Annotated in this window: 13 protein-coding genes; 9 read left to right on the top strand and 4 right to left on the bottom strand. The window is 55.0% G+C overall.

The features are described from left to right. Positions 1–15 precede the first annotated feature (15 nt). Genes D3A97_RS10330 through D3A97_RS10340 form a run of 3 tightly spaced genes read left to right on the top strand, consistent with a single transcriptional unit; the run spans position 16 to position 2,889 of the window. A complete protein-coding gene (locus D3A97_RS10330) occupies positions 16–918 on the top strand; it encodes a zinc-binding metallopeptidase (RefSeq protein WP_119078267.1) in 903 nt (300 codons plus the stop codon). Positions 919–935: 17 nt separating this feature from the next. After that, positions 936–2,252, top strand: a complete 1,317-nt coding sequence (locus D3A97_RS10335; RefSeq protein ID WP_119078268.1) for a DUF4302 domain-containing protein — start codon at positions 936–938, stop codon at positions 2,250–2,252. Between the two features lie 46 nt (positions 2,253–2,298). Beyond that, positions 2,299–2,889 (top strand): hypothetical protein, encoded by a 591-nt coding sequence (locus D3A97_RS10340; RefSeq protein WP_157986469.1) that lies wholly within the window; start codon positions 2,299–2,301, stop codon positions 2,887–2,889. 142 nt (positions 2,890–3,031) lie between these two features. Here the strand turns inward: D3A97_RS10340 and cfa are convergent, their stop codons facing one another. Next, the gene (cfa, locus tag D3A97_RS10345) at positions 3,032–4,141 is read right to left on the bottom strand and encodes a cyclopropane fatty acyl phospholipid synthase (RefSeq protein WP_232825916.1); all 1,110 of its coding nucleotides are present in this window, start codon (positions 4,139–4,141) and stop codon (positions 3,032–3,034) included. 266 nt (positions 4,142–4,407) lie between these two features. Between cfa and D3A97_RS10350 the strand changes: the two genes are divergently transcribed. The 6 genes from D3A97_RS10350 to D3A97_RS10375 all read left to right on the top strand — a co-directional run bounded on the left by D3A97_RS10350 (position 4,408) and on the right by D3A97_RS10375 (position 17,167). Further along, complete coding sequence (locus D3A97_RS10350) at positions 4,408–4,992, top strand: RNA polymerase sigma factor (protein ID WP_119078270.1); 585 nt, start codon at positions 4,408–4,410, stop codon at positions 4,990–4,992. A gap of 71 nt (positions 4,993–5,063) precedes the next feature. Next, positions 5,064–6,254: a FecR family protein gene (locus D3A97_RS10355; protein WP_119078271.1), complete on the top strand. Its 1,191-nt coding sequence runs from the start codon at positions 5,064–5,066 to the stop codon at positions 6,252–6,254. Positions 6,255–6,523: 269 nt separating this feature from the next. Continuing rightward, complete coding sequence (locus D3A97_RS10360) at positions 6,524–9,844, top strand: TonB-dependent receptor (RefSeq protein WP_198673919.1); 3,321 nt, start codon at positions 6,524–6,526, stop codon at positions 9,842–9,844. An 18-nt stretch (positions 9,845–9,862) separates the two neighbouring features. Then, a complete protein-coding gene (locus D3A97_RS10365; RefSeq protein ID WP_119078273.1) occupies positions 9,863–11,578 on the top strand; it encodes a RagB/SusD family nutrient uptake outer membrane protein in 1,716 nt (571 codons plus the stop codon). A gap of 80 nt (positions 11,579–11,658) precedes the next feature. Continuing rightward, positions 11,659–14,100: a family 78 glycoside hydrolase catalytic domain gene (locus D3A97_RS10370; RefSeq protein ID WP_119078274.1), complete on the top strand. Its 2,442-nt coding sequence runs from the start codon at positions 11,659–11,661 to the stop codon at positions 14,098–14,100. A gap of 7 nt (positions 14,101–14,107) precedes the next feature. Then, entirely contained in the window at positions 14,108–17,167 is a 3,060-nt protein-coding gene (locus tag D3A97_RS10375) for a glycosyl hydrolase (RefSeq protein WP_119078275.1), read from the top strand. 98 nt (positions 17,168–17,265) lie between these two features. Here the strand turns inward: D3A97_RS10375 and D3A97_RS10380 are convergent, their stop codons facing one another. The 3 genes from D3A97_RS10380 to D3A97_RS10390 all read right to left on the bottom strand — a co-directional run bounded on the left by D3A97_RS10380 (position 17,266) and on the right by D3A97_RS10390 (position 22,194). Next, complete coding sequence (locus D3A97_RS10380; RefSeq protein WP_119078276.1) at positions 17,266–18,504, bottom strand: PepSY-associated TM helix domain-containing protein; 1,239 nt, start codon at positions 18,502–18,504, stop codon at positions 17,266–17,268. 61 nt (positions 18,505–18,565) lie between these two features. Continuing rightward, a complete protein-coding gene (locus D3A97_RS10385) occupies positions 18,566–19,759 on the bottom strand; it encodes a DUF4374 domain-containing protein (RefSeq protein ID WP_198673920.1) in 1,194 nt (397 codons plus the stop codon). A gap of 53 nt (positions 19,760–19,812) precedes the next feature. Next, a complete protein-coding gene (locus D3A97_RS10390; protein ID WP_119078278.1) occupies positions 19,813–22,194 on the bottom strand; it encodes a TonB-dependent receptor in 2,382 nt (793 codons plus the stop codon). Positions 22,195–22,218: the final 24 nt, after the last annotated feature.

Below are 22,218 nucleotides of genomic sequence, written 5' to 3' on the forward strand. Positions count from 1 at the left end.
AGAAGACAAATGCACATGAAAGCATACTATATAATTTTTTGCCTGCTGCTGGTTACCCTGGCCGCCTGTAACAGTGAGGACCCGCTGGAGAACCCGGACAATATTCCAGGCCTCGGCGGAGACACCTGGCCGCCCGGCCCTATTGACGTATGGATCAAAGACAGCCTGACCAACCCGCTGAACGTGGCCGTGAAATACAAATGGGACCAGGGAGAACTGGAGCTTAACAAAACGCTGGTGCCGCCTAAAGAGGAAACGGTGATTCCCGTACTGAGCACCATCAAACAGGTGTGGATCAAAAATTACGACCTGGTAGCCGGGGAGTACTTTATGAAAAAATACTGTCCCAAGTTTTTTGTACTGGTGGGCAGCGCCAGCTGGAACCCTGATGGCACCGTCATCCTGGGTACCGCTGAAGGCGGCCGCCGCATTGTGCTGTACGACCTGAACGGTTTCCGTACTAAAAACATGCCCGGCTATGTACCGGAAGATTCCGCCACCGTGAAGGAGATGTTCCATACCATAGAGCATGAATTTGGCCACATCCTGCACCAGAACGTGATGTACCCGCTGGAGTACAAACGTATTTCGGTTGGCCGCTACACCTCCAACTGGAACAACGTGTCTGACGAAGACGCCCGCCGGGACGGTTTTATTACCGCTTATGCCATGTCCGCGCCGGATGAGGATTTTGTGGAAATGATCGCTACCATGCTGGTAGAAGGGAAACAGGGCATCGATCACATCCTGGGCAATATTGCCGGCAATGGGCCCAATGGTACCACGCCAGACCAGGCACGCGCTATTTTACGCCAGAAAGAGGCCATGGTAGTGAAGTATTTTGCCGACACCTGGAAAATAGATTTTTACAACCTGCAAACCCGTACCAGGGCTTCAGTAGAAGCGCTGATCAGGTGATATTAAAATACCGGAGCATGAAAAGACTTTTATTATATACCATAGCGGCGTTTTTTATGCTGGCCTCCTGCAGTAAAAAAGACGATCCCGTATTTGACGAATCGCCTGACGTGCGCCTGAACAAGGTGCTGGCGGAGTACCAGGCCGCGCTGGCAGGCGCGCCCAACGGCTGGAACGCCGAGCTGAGAACGGCCAACGGCAGCCTGTACCACTTCCACTTCGGCTTTAACGACGCCAACCGGGTGCAGATGTACGCTGATTTTGACACCGCTACGGCCTTTGAACGCAAGGAGAGCAGCTTCAGGCTCAAGGCCCTGCAGCAGCCCGCCCTCCTGTTTGACACCTACTCTTATATTCATATACTGGCAGACCCTGACGCGCGGGTGAACGGAGGGGAGTTCGGACTGGGGCTTTCGTCTGATTTCGAGTTTTCGCTGGATTCCCTGGCGGCAGACAGCATCAAGCTCACCGGGCGTTTTAACGGCAGCAAAATGGTATTGCGCAAAGCCTCTGTGCAAGATCTGCAGGCCTGGCAGAACGGGCAGTGGAAAAACGCCTTGCTGTTTGAAAGCATTTCGGCACGCATCCTCAATTACTTCAAACGCCTCAATGTAGGCGGCACGGCCTACGAGATAGCGCTGAACGTAGCCAGCAGGGAGATCACCTTCACCTGGAAAGACAACGGCGGCGTAACCCGGCAGCATACCACCACGTACAGCTTTGCCGGCAACAATGTGCAGCTTGGCACCCCTTTAACGGACGGCGGTACCACCATCACTACCCTCAGCAACCTGAGCTGGAACGCCGGTACGGCCAGTTTCCAGGTGAATGTGAACGGCACGCAGGCGGCCAGCATAGCCGGCGCCATTGCCCCCCTGATACCGGACCTGGCGGCGCCTGCCCGCTGGTGGCAGTATATGGCAGACCAGGAAGACTACTGGATCTCCTGGTTCGGGTTCCATGTAAACGGGGTGGATGATGCTTTTAAAATAAGGAGCATTCCCAACTTCTATTACCTGATATTCTTCCCGGAGTTTAATACGGAGCAGGGAGTTACCTACGATCTGGCTGGCTTCATCAGCCTTTCTGGCGGCAGCCTGGGGCTTGAGTTTGGCGCGGCGTACCGCCCACCGGTGTTTACTACAGATGGCCGTGTTATTTTCCGGTATTTCGGCACGTTGGGAGATGTACCGCCCGTACACGAGGAAAAATATTTAAACACCGCATCGCTGCTAAATAACACAAGTGGTTTCTACCTGGTACAAACCGGTGCAACCACCTATGATATGGTGAGCGCTATAGACGCCAAGGCATGGATTTCCTGGCAACAATAAATCTGTCAAACCCTGAACTATTTAATAACTACAAAATTGTCACTCTATGAAAAGGATTGCAACCCGGATCGTATACGTTTCCATGATGGCCGCGGCCATATTCATTTCCTCATGCTCCAAAGAAGGCCCGGCCGGCCCAGCCGGTGAGCCTGGCGCACAGGGCGCTCCCGGTCCCGGTGGCCCTGCTGGCCCCGCCGGTCCCAATGGCGCCCCTGGTACGGCCAATGTGATCTACTCCAACTGGCTGGATGTTCCTTTTAAGGTAGACACCACGGAAGCAGGTGATACACTGGGTTTCTATGGAGAAGTTGCTGCCCCCAAGCTCACCAAGGAAATACTGAACACTGGTGATGTCAGGATGTATATCAACCTGAATACGCCCACAGACCCGGTAATAGAACATTTGCCTTATTTCGATATTTATAGCGGGATCAATATTACCGCTACTTTCCAGGAAGGCGGAATTTTCCTGTATTCCAACGTTGATGCGGGTTCCTTCACTGACAACAATGGGGTTAAGCTCATCCAGTACCGTTACATCCTCATCCCCGGCGGCACCGCCGCCAGAAAGGCAGACAGCGGCATAGACTGGCGGAACTACAAGGCTGTTCAGCAATACCTTGGCCTGAAAGACTAAACAGGTATTTTATCGCATATAAAAAGAGGCCGTGCATAGCATCGCAATGTTTCCTGCATTGCCGCTATACCACGGCCTCTTTGTTTTTGCATGAACTTTGGTGCCAGCCTTGCGCATGCAACCGCCAGCCATTCATAGCCGGTCAGCTGAACCGGTATCCCCCTTCCACGCCCTTTCTTGACAGCACCAGTTGCCACAGCTGGTTTTTCCGGGCGCGGAAGGAGCCTGCGCAGGAGAGCAGGTAATACTTCCACATGCGGTAAAACGTATCGTCATATTTCGCCTTCAGCTTGTTCCAGTTCGAGGAGAAGTTAGTGAACCAGGCACTCAGCGTTTTGTCATAATCCGTACTGAAGTTTTCCCAGTGTTCCATCACGAACAGCCCTTCAATGGCTTTGCCGATCTGCCTGATGGAGGGAAGCAGGGAATGCGGGAAGATGTATTTATTGATCCAGGGGTCTATATAGGCGGTGGAATGATTGGAACCGATGGTGTGCAGCAGGAAGAGCCCTTCATCCCGGAGGCAGTTGAATACTGTTTGCATGTAAATGCGGTAATTCTTCAGGCCCACGTGCTCAAACATGCCCAGGGAGGCAATGGCATCGTACTGGCCGCCGAGCTGCCGGTAGTCCATCAGCTGTATATCTACCGGAAGGCCCTTGCAAAGCTGCCGGCCCAGTTCCGCCTGCTCTTTGGACAAGGTGATGCCGGTTACTTTTACCTGGTATTTTTCTGCCGCGTATTTGGCAAAGCTGCCCCAGCCGCAGCCAATGTCCAGCACATGCATGCCCGGTTTTAATTGCAGTTTCCGGCAGCTCAGGTCCAGCTTGTATTCCTGCGCTTCGTTGAGAGACTGCGCGTTTTTCCAGAAGCCGCAGGTATATACCATGCGCCGGTCCAGCATCTGCGTAAAAAGATCGTTGCCCAGGTCGTAATGCTTTACGGCATTGCGGTATGCGCTGGCGGGGTTTTGCCGGTTGAACAGCCTGGAAAACAATATCTCCCCCTGGATGGCCAGGCTCTTGTGGGCCTTTGTGTCCAGCTCCCCGCGCAGCAGGTGGTGAAAGAACTCGTCCAGCCGGGGGCTGTCCCACCAGTTGCTCATGTAAGATTCTCCCAGGCCCAGCGAGCCGGTGGCCAGCACCTGGGTGTAAAAATGTTCATTATGCACCTGTATGTCCCAGGCGTTACTGCCGTTTACCGTAATGCCGGCCGAGGAGAAGAGCCGGCTGAGCGTGTCTTTAGCGTTCACGTGAGTTGATGTATATATTGTACATATGTTAACACGCAGACGCGCTAAAAGTTGTACGGCCATCCTGTACTGTCCTGCTCCATCCTGCACTGTGCTGGGCAGTGTATTTTCTACACTAAACGATCTGCAATCCTTTTACAGGCAAAGGTTCTGCCGATCCGGCAAAAAACTGTACAGGCGAAAATTATTTTAGTTGTAAGTAGTGCGGGAAAGAAATTTCCTTCATTTATTTTTCCTATGTTTACGGTAATAAATTCCATGTCTGCATGCCCATGCATCCAACTACAGACCAGTTGCTGCTCCAGGAGATGGCGGGAGGGAGCGAAGCCGCTTTCTGTACCTTGTTTGACCGGTACTGGAACAGGGTATACACAACGGCCATGGTCATCACCAAGTCTGCGCAAATAGCGCAGGATATAGCGCAGGAGGTGTTCCTGCAGCTATGGCAATACCGTCACAAGGCAGCCGGTATAGAAAAGCTGGACGGTTTTCTTTTCATCACCGCCCGCAACCTTATTTTCCGCAAACTGAGCCGGCTGAAGCTGGAAGACGCTTACCAGCATTACCTTACCGCGCAGTTCGAAGAAGAAGTGAGTGACGCCGGTTCATCCGCTGAACTGAAAGAACTGCAACATATTGTAGAGTCAGGCATCTGCCGCCTGCCGCCGCAACAGCAAAAGGCTTTCCGCCTCAGCCGGGAAAAAGGGCTGAGCCACGAAGAGATCAGCCTGCACATGGGCGTCAGCCGCGGCGCCGTTAAGGATTATATTGTCCGTTCTATCTCTTTCCTGCGCAAATATTTGAGGGAGCATGCCTTGCTCCTGCTCGCGCTTCTTTCCGGGTTGAAATAAAAAATTTTTCCGGCGGCACTTCCTTATGGCCGTTTCATGCATCTTCATATTAACAGACCGATTATTTGTTTATGACGCAGGAAGCCCTGAAGCAATTATTACAAAAGTACCTGGAGCATAAATTGTCTGCAACGGAGTTTGAGCGTATGTGGGGCACCTTGTCCGATCCTGCGCTGAAAGATACCTGGCTGGAATTTATCCGGGACACGTGGGACAGCCCGGCTCACCGCCACCTGGCCAATGAAACGGCCCGGCGTGCCGGTTTGCAGAACGTGCTGCCGCAGATAAGAGAGCAGCGCCGCCCTTTTGTGCCGGCTAACATACGCTGGCTTACGGCGGCCTGCCTGGCAGGTTTGCTGGCGGGGGCGTACTTCCTGGTCAGGAACAATAATGGCCCGGAGCAGGCGCCGCCTGTTATGGCGGCGGCCCCGGCGGCGCCGGTAATATTGCCTGGCGGCAACAAAGCCGTGCTGACGCTGGGAGATGGTACGGTGATTGAGCTGGACAGCGCGGCCAACGGCACCCTTGGCCAGCAGGGTAACGCCCGCGTGGTGAAGCTGGCCAATGGTAACATAGCCTACGAGGCGGCCGGGCAAGGTATAGCAGAAGTGATGTACAATACCATGCGCACGCCCCGTGGCGGGCAATACCGCATTACCCTGCCGGATGGTACCAGCGCATGGCTCAATGCTGCCTCGTCCATTACCTACCCCACGGCGTTTACCGGGAAGGAGAGGGCGGTGAAGGTAACGGGCGAAGTGTATTTCGAAGTGGCCAAACAGACAGACGGCATGCCCTTCCGCGTGGAGATCATGACCGGCACAGGGGAAATGAAGGGCGAAGTGGCCGTGTTGGGCACCCACTTCAATATCAATGCCTATGACAACGAGTCTGCCGTAAAGGCTACCCTGCTGGAAGGAGCGGTGAAAGTGCGGAAAACGGGAGAAGCCTTTGTATCCCTCCACCCCGGGCAGCAGGCCAATATTGCCGGTACGGTGGAAGTGGTGCGGCCGGAAAACCTGCATGAGGTGACGGCCTGGAAAGACGGATATTTTGTATTCAACCAAACAGATATACAGGCCATGATGAGACAGGCCGAAAGATGGTACAACATTACCGTGAGTTATCCCAGGGGGGTACCTGCGGACCGTTTCAGCGGCACACTGCCCCGGAGCGTAAACCTGCAGCAGTTCCTGGATATACTTGAGTACAGCGATGTAGATGCCAGCATTAATGAAAGAACAGTCACCATCACTCCTTAAACAAACAATTAGACAACCGCTTTCGTCCATCCGTTGACGGCCCCATACTGAAAGAACAGGGCCCAGAAAAAAGCCGGAAGTACTGGTAATACTGCCGGCGGTAGTCTGGGGGCCACCCTGTTATACAATTGGCTAACTATAGTAACTGGTAAAACACCCAAACAAACCACTAAGTTATGAAATTTACATTTACGAATTCCACAAGGCCCGGAGGCCTCTTTAACGCATGCGCATCCACATTGCGGCCCTCCGGAAAAACGCTTTTGTTTATGAAGCTAACTGCCATTTTGTTATTGGCTGCCTGTTTGCAGGTGAGTGCTGAGGGATACAGCCAGCAGATATCCCTCAACATCAAAAATGAGTCGCTGGAAAAAGTGTTTACGCAGATCGGGAAACAGAGCGGCCATCACTTCTTTTTCAACCAGCGTTTGCTGAGAGATGCCAGAAAGATTTCCCTTGACCTGAAAGATGTTTCATTAAAAGAAGCGCTGGACGCCTGCTTTGCCAATCAGCCATTTAATTATGTGATCATTAACCAGACGGTAGTGGTGCGGAAGAAAGACGAGCCGCTGCCCCTGCCGTTCACCACCATAGCCCCGCTCATTATTACCGTAAAGGGCAAGGTAGCCAATACAAAAGGAGAGCCTATGATAGGGGTGAGCGTGAGGCTGAAGAACAGCACCAAGGGCGCCACCACGGATGCCAACGGGGAGTTTTCCTTTACGGTGCCGGATGGTACGGAGGTAGTGCTGGAGCTGTCTATGATCGGCTACAAGAACATCACGGTAACGCCCGCTACTCCCGGCAATGTAAATGTGGTGCTGGAGGAAGAGTCTACCACGCTGGAGAATTTTGTGGTGATCGGCTACGGTACCACCCGCCGGCAGGACTTTACAGGTTCTGTTGCCTCCGTAAAAATGGAGGGTTCTCCCATTGCCAACATGCCCAACCTGAACGCGCTGGAAGCCCTGAAAGGCAACGTAGGCGGCTTGAGCATCGGCGCGGCCAACCGCCCCGGCGGCCAGCCCAGTATGATGATCAGGGGAGAGAATTCCATCAGTGGAGACAACAATCCGCTGATAGTGCTGGATGGGGTGATATATATGGGCAGCATCAGCGACATTAACCCGAATGACATTGCCAGCTTTGACGTGCTGAAAGATGCCACGTCTGCCGCCGCATATGGCTCCCGCTCTGCCAACGGGGTAATAGCCATCACTACCAAAAAAGGCCGTATAGGCAAACCTTCTATTTCCTTCAATACCTCTACCGGTTTGCAGACCTGGCAAAACCGGCCGGAGATGATGAAAGGGGAAGAATGGCTGAGCGTGGTGAATGCCCGTAACAAATACACGCCCGGCTCCACCAACTGGCTGAGAGCGGGAGAAATAGCCAACCGGGATGCGGGCAAGGAAACCAACTGGCTGGATGAAGTGACCCGCACAGGCATCATTCAGAGCTACCAGGCCGCTGTTTCCGGCGGTACGTCTAATGTCAACTACTACCTTTCATCTACATACGACAATAATGAGGGCATTGTAGTGGGTGATGATTTTGAGAGAATTTCCGTACTGGCTAAACTGAAGACCAACATTACCTCCTGGCTGGAAGTAGGGGTAGACGGAAGTTTCTCCCGCCGTGACTATTCCGGCTACGAAGCCAACATTGGCGAAGCGCAAACCATGTCTCCCTACGGCGTCATGTTCCGCGATGACCAGGGTAATCTTGAAAAATATCCCTACACGCAGTCTGCCACCAACCCGCTGTGGGGCGTGCAGGACGGTACGCGAGACAACCGGGATATCAGGAACAACTACCGCATGAACGCGCATGCCGTGGTAAAGGTGCCCTGGCTGAAAGGGCTTAGCTACCGTCTCAACTACATGATCAATCTTGATAAAGGCCAGATAGGGAATTTCACCTACCAGGACTATTACATTGCGGAAGGAGAGGGCCTGGCAAGATATTCTCCTGCAACGGTGCAGGGCTTCCTGGCCCGTGCCAACGGCAATTTCAAGAATAACAGTACCTACAGTTACGTGGTAGACAATATCCTGAATTACAAGCAGCAGTTCGGGAAACATAGTGTAGATGCAACCGTTGTGGCCACCCGGGATTATATGAAGTTCAGGCAGGATAGTATGTACGCTTCTGATTTTGCGGCCAATGGTAATACGGTGTTGGGCATGAACGGGCTGCATAAAGCGGCCGTGCAGCGGGTAGACCAGAATATCTGGGAGCGCGCCAACATTGGTTATCTGGGCCGTATCATGTATTCTTATGATGATAAATACTTTTTTACCGGTTCCATCCGTCGGGACGGTGCGTCTGTATTTGGCGCCAATAACAAATGGGCCCACTTTGGCGCTGCGGGCGTAGCCTGGAAAATATCCAACGAGGAATTTATGAAAGGCATCCGTCCGCTCAACAGCCTGAAGCTCAAATTCTCCTGGGGCCAGAACGGGAACCAGGGTATAGGGCCTTATGGTACGTTGTCTACCATTCAAAACGGTACCAGCGGTGGGGTACGGTACGAGTTTTCCAACACGCCTGGCGCCGTTTTTTATGGCCTGTACCAGAATGCGCTTGGCAATGCTGACCTGGGCTGGGAAGCTACTGAATCCTGGAACGCCGGTTTCGAGTCTGCCTGGTTGAACGAAAGGCTGTTTGTGGATGTGGATGTTTATGCAGGTCAAACCACGGAACAGATCTTTACCCGTAACATACCGGTAATGACCGGGTTCAAAACTATCAAAACCTCCATGGGCCAGGTAGACAATAAGGGGATTGAAGTGTCCGTACGGTCTGTGAACATTAAACAGAGAACATGGGGATGGACCAGCACCGCTACCTTCTGGCTAAACAGGAATAAATTGGTAAAATTATACGGAGAAGACAGAGATGGAGATGGGAAAGAGGATGATGATATTGCCAGCAGCCGCTTCATTGGTCATCCGTTGGGCGTTATTTACGGCTATGAGCAGATCGGCATTGTGCAGGAAAGCGATACCGCCTACACCCGCCTCACCGGAGCAGCGCCAGGTGCGCCCATGTACAGGGACCTTGATAAAGAGCCCGGTATCAGCGCTGCAGACCGTAAAGTATTGGGCTATACAGGTGACAATTTCAGGTTGAGCCTGGCCAATAATTTCAACTATAAGAACTTTGACCTCTATGTAATGCTCACCGGTACCTTTGGGGGGAATGGATATTTCCTGAAAAACAACGCAGCCGCTTACCTCACCGCAGGCACCGGCCGTTTCAATGATAACATGACTTCCAAGCCCTACTGGACTCCTGAAAACAGGAGCAACGTATACCCCTCCGCCTATTTTGCCGGAGACGGCCGTTTCCTGGGCTTGCAGTCACGCGGCTTTGTAAGGCTGCAGGACATTACGCTGTCTTACCGCGTAGACCAGCAGTTCCTGAGCAGGATACATGTGAATAGCGCGCGGGTATTCCTGAGCGGTAAAAACCTGGCCACTATCACCAACTGGTTTGGCGGTGACCCTGAAACCGGTACGCCGGTGCGGGAGAATACTTTCCCTGTGCCCACCACCTATTCCTTTGGCCTGAACGTGAGTTTCTAACCCATTAAAAGTACGATCATGAAACATACATATATTTTTTGTGCGCTGCTGTCAGTCCTGATAATGCCCGGCTGTAAATCGGACATGGACTTCCTGACGGAAAAACCAGCCACTTTCTATACAATAGACAACGCCTTTTCATCTTCCGCTCAAATAGACCAGGAGCTGGTATCCATCTATTCACAGTTGCGCGATCTCTGGGCCAACCCCAGTGAAGAAGGCTGGATATTCGTGTTCCGCGGCAATGGTACAGACATGTTTGATGTACCAAGTATCCGCAGGGGGAACACTTTCAACAACTATGGCAATATCAACCCTGATAACGGCACCTTCAATAACTTTTATAGCACCTGGTACCAGTTGATCGGCAAAGCCAACCTGGCGTTGTGGAGCGCCGAGCTGTCTAACATCACCTGGGCTTCCCCGGCAGACAAAGCCTACGCCGTAGCGCAGGCCCGCTTCTTCAGGGCTTTTGCCTACCGCAACCTGGGAGAAATATTCGGAGGCGTACCGATTGTGACAGAGCCGGTGAGCACGCCGCAGTTCAATTTCAAAAGAAGTACCCGCGTGGAAACTTACCAGTTTGCCATAGACGAACTGCTGGCCATTGAGAACGACCTGCCGGTGACCACAGACAAGGGCGGCCGCCTGGTAAGAGGCGCCGCGCAGCACAACCTCTGCGAGCTGTACCTGGCCCTGGGCACGCAATTGGCGGCAGACGGCAGGGCCGCGGATGCCAATGCGGCCTTCACCAAATCCATCGAGTTCGGGAACAAGGTGATAGACGGCGGTACCTATTCGCTGATGAAAACCCGCTTCGGTTCCAGGGCTACAGAGGCGCAGGGCAATGTGTACTGGGACCTCTTCCAGGAAAGGAACGTGAATTACCAGGATGGCAACAAGGAATGCATCTGGGCCCTCCAGATAGATTATGCCGCTTACCGCGCGGAAGACGGCAAGTCCAAACTGCCCTACTCCCGCACCTACAGCCCCGTGTTCCGCGATGGTGCTAAAGACCACCTCACCGGCACCGCGGAAGATGTAGGCGGCCGCGGCATTTCGCAGATCATGCCCACCATGTATACAAGAGATGAGATCTACGCCGGGGTGTGGGCAGACGATATGCGCAACTCTGATATCGTGTTCCGCCGTATTTTTAATGGCAACGTACCCAGCTCGCCCTACTTCGGGCAGCCGGTGCCCTGGTCTGTGATGTACAATGGCAGCGCAGATGCTACCACCAACATGAACAACCGCAGCCTCTGCTATCCCGTATCCTGCAAAATAGCTACGGACAAATACACCGGCCTGGCGGATGGGGAGAACATGAGCAACCTGTTCCGGGACGATTATTTCATCCGCCTCAGCGAAACCATCCTGCTCCGCGCGGAAGCCAAGCAACGCAGCGGAGACAAGAACGGCGCGGCCGCGGACGTGAACCTGCTGCGCGAACGGGCGCAGTGCGGGTACATGGTAACCGCCGCGGATATGGACGACAAGTTCAACCTCATCCTGGACGAGCGCGCCCGCGAGCTGGTATATGAAGAATGCCGCTGGAACACCCTGCTCCGCATGGGCGGCACCATTGCGGTAGAGCGTATCCGCAAGTACGCCTACTGGCCGGAAGCCGCCGCCACCCTGTCTTTCAACTACAACCTGTGGCCTATCCCGCAAACGGTGATAGATACCAATAAAGATGAGCCGCTGGCGCAGAATGAAGGCTGGAACCGTTAGGCACTACTAATCAACAATCAATAAAAACAGGAGGGGCCGGGCTTAAGCTCCCGGCCTCCTTTTTACAAACCCTCTCAAGCATGTGGAAGAAAACCCTGCTCTTTTCGGCACTGATCTCAACAGCATGGTACAGCAAAGCACAAGATGGCACGCAGGGCCTTATGGCGCGGCGCACCGCGGATCATGACGCTATGCCGCGCGTTGCAGTGCGCTCCGCTATGGCGCGGCGCACCGCGGATCATGACGTTATGCCGCGCGTTGCAGTGCGTTCCGCTATGGCGCAGGCCGGAATATTGGGCAGCGCAAGCCCCGCTACAGCCTTGCAAGATGCATCCTCCATCACCGCGCAAGGCCTCCTTTGTGACCTGCTGGCCCACACCGGCCGGCAGTGGCGCAATGGTTACCCCGTGCAACCGGTGTGGACGGCGGCCGCTTTCCAGGCGGGGCAGGCCGTACGCATCGCCAACCGCCGCCCCGCCTTCAGCTGGGCCGTTAACGGCCCGGCGGGCACGGTGCAAAGCGCCTACCGGGTAATTGTACACGGGCAGCGGGATACCCTGTGGGATTCCGGCAAGGTGCCCTCCAATGCATCCAACGCTATTGAATACGCTGGCCAGCCCCTGCAGCCCAATACGGTATACACCTGGCAGGTGCAGCTGTGGAACGGGGCCGGTAATGCCGGGCAGATCTCCGCACAGGAGGCTTTTTTTACAGACAGTGCGCTGGCAGCATATGCCACGCCCCGTTATCCCTTGCAGAAAACAGACCAGGCGCCGCGGGCTTGTTACAAGACCAGCGGCAGCTACCGCATAGATTTTGGCAAGGCCGCCTTCGGCCAGCTGAAGCTGCAGCTCCACGCCGGTACAGATGGTGATACGGTGACCGTTCACCTGGGTGAGGCAGTCAATGCAGACGGCAGCATCAACCGCCAGCCGGGCGGTACCATCCGCTACCAGGCCTACCGCCTGCCGCTGCTGGCCGGCACGCATACCTACCAGGTCAACATCCGGCCAGACCGCCGCAACACCGGCCCGCAGGCCATCAAAATGCCCGCGTATACCGGGGAGGTGCTGCCGTTCAGGTATTGTGAAGTGGAAGGTTATGATGGCGCGCTCACCGGGCAACAGGTAACACGGGCGGCCGTGCATTACCTGTTTAACGATGAGGCGGCGCATTTTGAGTCGCCAGACACTACGCTCAACGCCGTATGGGAGCTGTGCAAGTACACCATGAAAGCCACTTCCTTTGCCGGAGTGTATGTAGATGGTGACCGCGAGCGTATTCCCTACGAAGCCGACGCCTATATCAACCAGCTGGGGCACTACGCCACAGACAGGGAGTTCAGCCTGGCCCGCTACTCCCATGAATACCTGTTGCACCACGCCACCTGGCCAACGGAATGGATACTGCAATCCGTGCTCATGGCCTGGCACGATTACCTGTATACGGGAGACATCCGCTCCGCCCGCCACTTCTATGCAGACCTGCAGGCCAAACTCCTCATGCCGCTGGAAGGCCCCAACAACCTCATCAGCACCAGGGCCGCCCCGCAAAGCAAGGCCTTGCTGGAGTCCGTTCATTTCAATGGCAATGCCCTCCGGGATATTGTAGACTGGCCGCATACCGGCATCCTGGGCCTCGGCAAGGCCGAAGGCGGGGAAACGGACGGCTTTGTGTTCAATAATTACAACGCCGTGGTAAACGCCTATTACTACAAGGCGCTGCGCGCCATGGAAGCGCTGGCGGCAGACCTGGGCAAAAAAGAAGACGCCCGCCACTTTGCCGCACGCGCGGAAAAGGTAAAGGCCAGCTACCGCAAAACTTTCTGGGATGGCAAACGCAAGGTGTTCCGTGATGGGGACAGTACGCAGCACGCCTCCCTGCATGCCAACATGTTCGCCATGGCCTTTGGCCTGGTGGAGCCGGCGTACCATAAAGCGGTAGCGGATTTCATCCGCTCGCGCGGCATGGCCTGCAGCGTGTATGGCAGCCAGTTCCTGATGGATGCGGTGTATGATGCGGGAGATGGCGAATATGGTCTTTCGCTGCTGGCATCACAGCAGGAACGCAGCTGGTATAACATGATACGCGCGGGCAGCACCATTGCCATGGAAGCATGGGATAACAAATACAAGCCTAACCAGGACTGGAACCACGCCTGGGGCGCCGTTCCGGCCAACATCATACCCCGCAAGCTGATGGGCGTGGAGCCGCTGGCGCCCGGCTGGTCTTCCTTCAGCATACGCCCTCAGCTGGGCAGCCTGCCCTGGGCAAAGCTGCGCCTGCCCACCATCAGGGGAGCGGTGAGCGTAGCGTATGAGCATGCCCCCGGCCGCTTCCGCATGCAGGTGAGCATACCGGCCAATACAACCGCGCGCGTAGCGCTGCCGGACAACTATACAAAGAAAGGATTTACCGTTACGGTCAATCAGCAACCCGTAAAAGCCGCCGGCAAGCCGGGCGCATGGTATTTACCGGCTGTGGCCGGCGGGGAGCACGAGATTGTCATTACGTCAAAATGAAGGAAACATGAAATGGATTTTTTGTACCGCGTTAGCGGCCATATGCCTTGGTCATAAACCTGCAAATATTACTGGTAATGCGCCTGTTGCAGACACCTCCCTGGAAGCGGGATTTCTCCGCCCGCCGGACGAAGCCAAACCCAGGGTGTTCTGGTGGTGGCTGGAAGGGTACCAGACAAAGGAAGGGATACTGGCAGACCTGTCCGCCATGAAGGCCGCCGGCATTAAAGGCGCCATCATCTTCGATGCGGGCTCTTCCTCTTACAACAAGATGGAAAGAACGCAAAGCGGCCCCGTGTACCTGGGCCCGGAATGGCAAACGCTTTTTCATTACGCCACCCGTGTGGCGGATAGTCTTGACCTGGAGCTTAGCCTCAACATAGGCAGCGGCTGGAACGACGGCGGGCCGTGGGTGACCCCGCAGCTGGCCTCCAAAAAGCTGGTGTGGACGGATACCCTGGTACAGGGCGGCCGTCATATCAACATGCAATTACCCATGCCGGGCAAATTATTGATGGATGAAAAGAGCGGGCGGCCTTACTACGAGCCGGTAACGGTACTGGCCGTACAGCTGAACCCCGGCAGCAACAACATCCGCCCGCTGGAAAACATGGACATCAAGGCGGTACACAGTATTTATTCCATTCCCTTTACCCCCAACGGCCTGGGTTACAACTGGGACCTGTTCATGAAAGAAGAGGCCTCCGTGCCCGGGGAAGCGCATGCTTTTCTCCGCAATGTTACAGATATCAGCAGCCGCGTGGATGCGCAGGGCAACCTCAACTGGCAGGCGCCGGCGGGGCAGTTTGTGATTATGCGTTTCGGGTACACCGGCACGGGCATCAAGGTGTCTACGCACAGCCCCGGCGGCGGCGGACTGGCTATTGATTACATGAACCGCGCCGCTATGGACCTGCAGTACAACAAGGTGGTAACACCGCTGGTGCATCCCCGCAAAAGCAACAGCCTCAAATACCTGCATGATGATAGCTGGGAGCTGGGCGCCTCCAACTGGACGAACGATTTTGTGCAGGCCTTCCAGCAGTTGAATGGCTACGATATTAAAAAGTACCTGCCGGTGCTCACGGGCCGGATCATAGAAAGCAGGAGCGCATCCAACCGTTTCCTCTACGATTTTCGCCGCACTATTGCAGACCTGATCCACGACCGTCACTATAAACGTTTTGCCGAGCTGGCCGCGCGAGACGGGATGGGCATCCATTCTGAAAGCGGCGGTCCGCACCCCGCGCCTATAGACGCTTTGAAGAACCTGGGCCTGAACGCCATTCCCATGGGCGAGTTCTGGATAAGGGCCAAAACCCACCGCGTGGAGCCGCACCGCCGCATTTTTGTAAAACAGTCCGCCTCCGCCGCGCACATCTACGGCAAACGTTTTGTGCAGGCGGAAGGCCCTACCAGCATAGGCCCGCACTGGGAAGAAGATTTCGCTTTCATGAAACCTACGCTGGACAGGGTGTATTGCGAAGGCCTTAACCGCCTGGTGATCCACACCTACACACACTCTCCCAAAAGCGCCGGCATGCCGGGCAATGAATATTTTGCCGGCACCCACTTCAACCCCAACGTAACCTGGTGGAACCAGGCCCCCGCTTTCCTGGAGTGGAACAGCCGTATTTCGTATATGCTCTCCCGCGGGTTGTTTGTTGGCGATGTAGTGTATTATTATGGAGACAACGTGCCCAACCAGGTACCGCTGAAATATGTGCGGCAGGGGCTGGGAGAAGGGTATGACGATGATGTGTGCAACACGGAAGTGATACTCACCCGCATGCAGGTGAAAAACGGGAAAATAGTGCTGCCGGATGGTATGAGCTATGAAGTACTGGTGCTGCCGGAATGGAAGGAAGTGAATGTAGACGTGCTGGCAAAGCTGGAACAGCTGGTAAGGGCCGGCGCCACCATTATTGGCCCCAAGCCCGTTTCCGCGGCCGGTTTGAAGAAAGGCGCGGCCGCAGATGCCAGGGTACGCCAGCTGGCAGAGCTGGTATGGGGCAAGGTGGATGGCACTGCCGTGCAGGAGCGTGCCTACGGAAAAGGCAAGGTGGTATATGGCAAAACCGTACGGCAGGTGCTGCATGAAAAAGGCATAGCGCCAGATTTCACGTACAACAGCCGCAAGGGAGACGCGTACATCGACTACATTCACCGCAGCACGAAAGACGCGGAAATATATTACATCGTGAACCGCAACGAGCGGCCGGAATATATCCATGGCGCCTTCCGGGCCGCCGGCAAGGCCCCGGAGCTGTGGGACCCCATTACCGGCAGCATTACGCCGCAGCCCGTTTATGCAACGGTAAAAGGCCGTGTGGAAATGCCGCTGTTCCTGGAGCCGTTCGGCTCCATGTTCGTGGTGTTCCGCAAAGCGGCAACGGGAGGCCAGTTCAGCTCGCTGGCGCACAACGGCGCCGGCCTCTTCCCTGACCTGCCGCAGGATACTTTCGCCACAGCGCCTTTCACGGTGCTGCCCGGCGGTAAAATAGCCTTTGCGGAAGGAGGGAAATATACGCTGCAGCAACAGGGCGGCGCCAGCCGCACGCTGGAGGTGGCCGCGCCGCAAACTACCATTGTAAACGGCCCCTGGGCGGTGAGCTTTGATAAACAGTGGGGCGGGCCGGAACAGGTGCAGTTTGACCAGCTGGTGTCCTGGACGGAGCGGCCGGAACCGGGCATCAAATATTACTCCGGTACCGCTGTATACCGTAAAACCTTTACCGTAACGGCGGAGCAGCGTAAAAACAAACAGGTGTGGCTTGACCTGGGGGAGATGTACAACGTGGCGGAAGTGACCGTTAACGGCCGGCATACCGGCGTGTGGTGGCAACCGCCTTTCCGCGCCAATGTTTCAGCATGGGTGAAAGACGGGGAGAACAGCCTGGAAGTGAAAGTGGTGAACCTCTGGCCCAACCGCATCATCGGAGACCAGTACCTGCCGGAGAACGAACGTTTCACCAAAACCAACGTGAAGAAATTCGACAAGGACTACCCGCTGCGACAATCAGGCCTCATTGGCCCGGTAAAGCTAGAGTGGTACGAAGTGAAATAAGATAACACCAAGGGCTATCCTGTATGCTTTTGGAAGCAACATAACAACAAAGGGCTGCCCCGGTCAGGAGCAGCCCTTGTTGTTGATGGCAGCACATATCAGGAGCTAAGTTCCATGTTGGCTGCCACCTTCCGGCCCGGCGGCGGCCTTTTGCCGGCGGGTTTCTTTTTTTTCTTTCCATACCAAATAATGAAACCCGTTACCGGCAGGCTGGCGCCAATCAGCGAGCCGAAAAAGGCCAGCACCTTGCCGGGGAAGCCCAGTATGGAACCTACATGTATATCGTAGTTCATTTTCCTGAGCTTTTGCCCCGCGGAAGCCTCTTCATAGGCCGGCGTTGTTGCCGGCAGCATTTTGGCCGTGTGCTGGTCAAACTGGAAGTTGCGGTGGTTGTAGTATTTACCGGCGGTGGGATAAATAGTGATGCTGATGGTAGATTTGGGTTTGGAGGTATCCGCATAACTGTAAAAGAAACCCTGCGCCTCCGGGTGGCGCTGTACCACCTGGCGCCACGCCGCGTCCATGGCTTGCTGCGGCGTAAAGTGCCGCCCGGCTTGCAGGGAGTCTGACGTGAGGCCGCCGCCGTACGGAGGCAGCGTTTTACCGCCCGTAGTGGCCCAGTAGAGGCTCTTGCTGTACCACTCAATGCCGTACACCATGCCGGTAAGCGCCATGGCCAGCACCGCCAGCAGGGAGTAAAAGCCCAGCACGTTGTGCAGGTCATAGTTCACCCGCTTGAAACTGGCTTTCCATTTGATGAAAAAACTTTTCTCACGGGTGCTCTTGTTCCATTTCTTCGGCCACCACAATACCATGCCGGTGATCAGGATAATAACAAATATGAGGGTGCCGTAATTCACTATCGGCCGCCCTATTTTGTACGGCAGCCAGAGAAATCGGTGGCCGTTCAGCGCCCAGCGGAAGAAGTCTACTTCTCCTTCTTTTTTTTCCTGCACGCTAACTACCTGGCCGGTATAGGGGTTGACCCGCAGGGTAATGTTCCCCCTTCTGCCTTCTCCCAATACCACATACGCCGCTTTGCCCTGCTGGTAGGAGGCATAGCTCATGCGTTTGCCGGGGTACAGGGAATCTGCGATGGCTTTCAGCTGCGAAGGCGGCAGCACCGGCGCCTCCTGCCGCGCTACCCTTGTTTCAGGTTCCAGCAAGGTGGTGATCTCATCGTTAAATACCCATACGCAGGCCATCACGCATACAATTACCATAATAATGCCCGTTACCAGCCCCAGCCACAGGTGCAGCCAGGCGCAGATCCGGTAGAACAGGCTGCGTGCGTGTTTTTTCTTCGGCTTTGCCGCAGCGGATGTGTTACGCGTCATGTCTCTTCAGGTTCAGTGTGTGAACAGGAGGCCCCGGCATGCGGAAAGCCCCATGCAATGCTTAGTAAGTCAGTTTGGCAATGCCGGTGATCTTGCCGCCTTCCACTTTCAGGCCGCGGGTGGCCTTGGCGGTAGTGGCGTCAAAGCTGTACACGTAGCTGCCTCCGGCGTCTGTGAGGCCGGCGTAAATGGTCTTGTCATCGCCCGCTACCAGGTTGCACAGCCTGGAGGTGGAGGTAATGTCCGCAGGCGTGCCGGTTACCCAGGCAAAAGTTTGCGCTGTTACGTCTACCACGGCAAATTTTACCTTGCCGCTTGTTTTACCTTTCTCCGCGTACATTTCCAGCAGAAATTTGCCGTTGCCGAAATATGTCTGGTTGGCAAAACGGTGGCCGCCGGAGGCGGTTTCCAGGTTAAAGAGGTAGTTCTTGTCAAACTCGGTGGCGTCTTTTTTGATACGCACCACGGCGGAGGGTTTGGTGCTGGTGGGGGTACCGTTGCTGGTAGCGGAAGAACCGGAGAAACCGTAAAGGTCGCCGCTCTCCGTCTGTACCAGCCCGCTGGTGAAATATGCGCCCAGGTAGCTGGTGCGGTTATCCCGTATCACCCTTTCCAGTTTCAGGTCAGGGTAAGAGAATACGGCCACCCAGCAGCTATCCGGAAAGGAGGTGCCGAACACGTCAGGCGCCGCGCCTTTGATGCTCATGTAGGGCGCAAACAATTTATTGCCCGCCTGCGTGGCCCAGGTGAAGTGGGCCCGCTCGCCATTGCCGGCCAGGTGTACAATGTTTACCTGCGCTTCGCCCGCTATTTGTGATTTCTGGGCGTCTATGCGGAATACGAGCGCGTTTTCATTACCCGAGCGGGGTACCTTCATGGTCACAATGTCATCGTTCATGGTAGTGTGTACCTGTACGGTTTCGCTCTGGAAGTCTGATACCTTGATCAGCTCCCCACCCGCGTTCAGGTTATAGGTAGTGACCGCGCCGGGGTTGCCCTGGCCGTACAGCAGGCTGAAAAAGCGGTTCCGGTGGGTGATGTAGTAGCGGTACGTGCCGTCTTGTTCCTTGCCGTTGCCCTGTGTGGAAATGGCGCCCTGGGTAATGTTGTCTGTGGTGAGCAGGTAGTCCGCTACGCCGGTAGAAGCAACGGGTGTAGAGGCAATGATGTATTTTGTTTTACCTTGTCCGCCTCCTTCACCGCCGTTGCCGGGTTGGCCTTCGTCTTTGGAGCAGGCTGTCCACAAAGTTCCCATGCACAAAACAGGTAATAAAAGTCTGGTTACATTTTTCATGTTGCAGTTGATGTTTATTTTTTGAAGAAATATCTGAGTTTCACATAAAAGGCCCTGCCGGGTTTCTGCAGGCTGAAATTGTCGTACAGCCGCGCATCCGCCAGGTTTTTGCACTCCAGTGCAATGTTGTAGCGGCCTTCCGCCATGGCGTAGGTGGCGTTCACATCGTGCGTGAGCTGCTGCGGAATGTCCAGTTTGTCGTTGCCGAGGCTGGGCCAGTACAGGTAGTAGGCATGCACGAAGAGCACGTTATAGCCGAGGCTGAGGGTATTGCCCTTGCCGAATACACCGGGCAGGAAGAGAGACGCATCGCCATTGCCGTATAAGAACGGCATGTTGGGAATACGGTCGTTGTACAGGATGCTGTGCTCGCTGGAGCCCGGCTCAAAGCGGGTTTTGTTGCGGATGTTCTGGTAGGTGGCATTTACGCCCGCCGTGAGCAGCTTTTTGTAGGAGTACCTGATCTCCCCGTCAAAGCCGGTATTGGTCACCCTGTCGCGGTTCTCCATCACCTGCTTGGTCTGGTTCTGGTTGAGCGAAGCGCGGATGAAGTCTGCCGTATTGCGGTAAATGAAATTGCCGTCCAGGCTGAAGCGGTGGTCTCCCTGCAGCCGGAAGCTGTAGCTGGCGCCTACATTGTAGTTGTCGCTTTTTTCAGGGCGCAGCTGGATGTTGCCTTCCAGGTTGAGGAGGTCCCCGAAAAGCTCGTAGGTGTCAGGCAGGCGGAAACTCCTTTCATAAGAGCCTTTGAATTGCAGCCGCGGGGTAATGAAGTAGGAGGATGAAATGCCGTAGCCGGTTTTGGAGAACTTGTTCTGCTGGTGGCGGTAGGCAATATCTCCCCAGTTGCCGGAAGGGTTGTAGGATTGCGAATATTTTGTGCCCTGCATGAAGTATTTCCCGAAGAGGGAAGTACTCCAGCGGTTGTTGTAATCGAACTTGTAGCCCAGCCCCAGGATGTTTTTGGTGAGCTTTTGCGGCTGTTCGTATTTGGCGCTTTGCGGGTACAGCTCATCGGCCCCCTTGCGGTCAAAGGTGTTGAACACATGGTTCAGCATAAAGGAATGATGATCGTTCAGCTTGTAATCCAGCGTGGAGGTCAGCAGCCCGTTGTTATTGCGGTATTTGTACAGGGTGCGTTCCCGCTCGCCGCCCAGGCCGTTGTAGGTTTTGTATTGCTGGAACCAGTTGTAGCGGCGGTACACGGTATCTACGTTCTGTTCTTCCCCGAGGTTGTAATTGCCGGATACGCGCAGGTTCAGGCCTTTTACGAACAGGTTGTTCTTGGCATACTTCAAGCTGGGCATTACAATGTTGCCGCGGGTGTAGAACTTCCCGAAAACGCTCACCATGCGGGCGCCGGTTTGTACGTCTGCGTGGTTCTGCCCCAGCGTAATGCCCAGCAGCAGCTTGTCCGCATACTTTTTGTTCACCACGCCAACGTTGGCAATAACGGTTTCGTTATGATAGGTATCGTGAAAGCGGCGCACCTTCTGGCTGGGATAATAGGCGCCGGTGTTGATGTCCGCCACATCCACATATACTGGGTAATTGTTGTCAGAATAGTTCTGGAAGGCGTTCAGTTGCAGCGTAAACCCGCTTTTGGCCGTGTAGCCGGCATTGATGGCGCTGCGGTGGGTGTTGAAGGAGCCATAGGAATAAGATACGTCCAGGTAGGTACGCAATTGCTGGCCCGTCACTATGTTCACCGCGCCGCCCAGGGCATCGGAGCCTAACCATACGGGCACTACGCCTTTATATACTTCTACCCGCTCCGCCAGGTTGATGGGGATGTTGTTCAGCTGGAAGGACGAACCGAAATTGTCCATCGGGATGCCGTCAATAAAGAAACGTACCTGCCGGCCGGTAAAGCCGTTGAGGGAGAAGTTGATGCGGGAGCCGAGGCCGCCGTTTTCCCGCACCCGTACACCGGAAACCCGGTCCAGCGCATGTGAAAGGTCCAGCGTGGAATTGTACAGCTTGGTGGCGTCTATGGCGGTAACGTTGTAAGACTGGCGGTTTACCTCCTGTGTGGCCGTGCGCCCTATTACCATCACCTCGTCAATGTCCCGTGCCGCGGGCGCCAGCTGGAAGTGCAGCGTGGTATTGGCGCCGCCTTGCAGCCGGATCTTTTTTTCCTGCGTCTCAAAACCGAGCGCTGTTACGGTAATTGTATATTCCCCGGCGGGCAGCGCGGGCAGGGTGTAAACCCCCTTGATGTCAGACAATGCGCCCGCGGTGCTGTTTTGCACCTTTACCGTGGCAAAGGGCACCGGCTGGCCGGAAGGTTGTTTTACATGCCCGGTAATGATGGCCCGGGGTGATGGTTCCTGGGAAAGAACACTGAAAAAGTGCAGGCATAGGAAACCTGTTAACAATACTTTTATATATTGCATTTGCTTTTGGATTTTTGCGAGTTT

Origin of the sequence: Chitinophaga alhagiae (assembly GCF_003568665.1) — a bacterium.
Taxonomy (GTDB): Bacteria; Bacteroidota; Bacteroidia; order Chitinophagales; family Chitinophagaceae; genus Chitinophaga; species Chitinophaga alhagiae.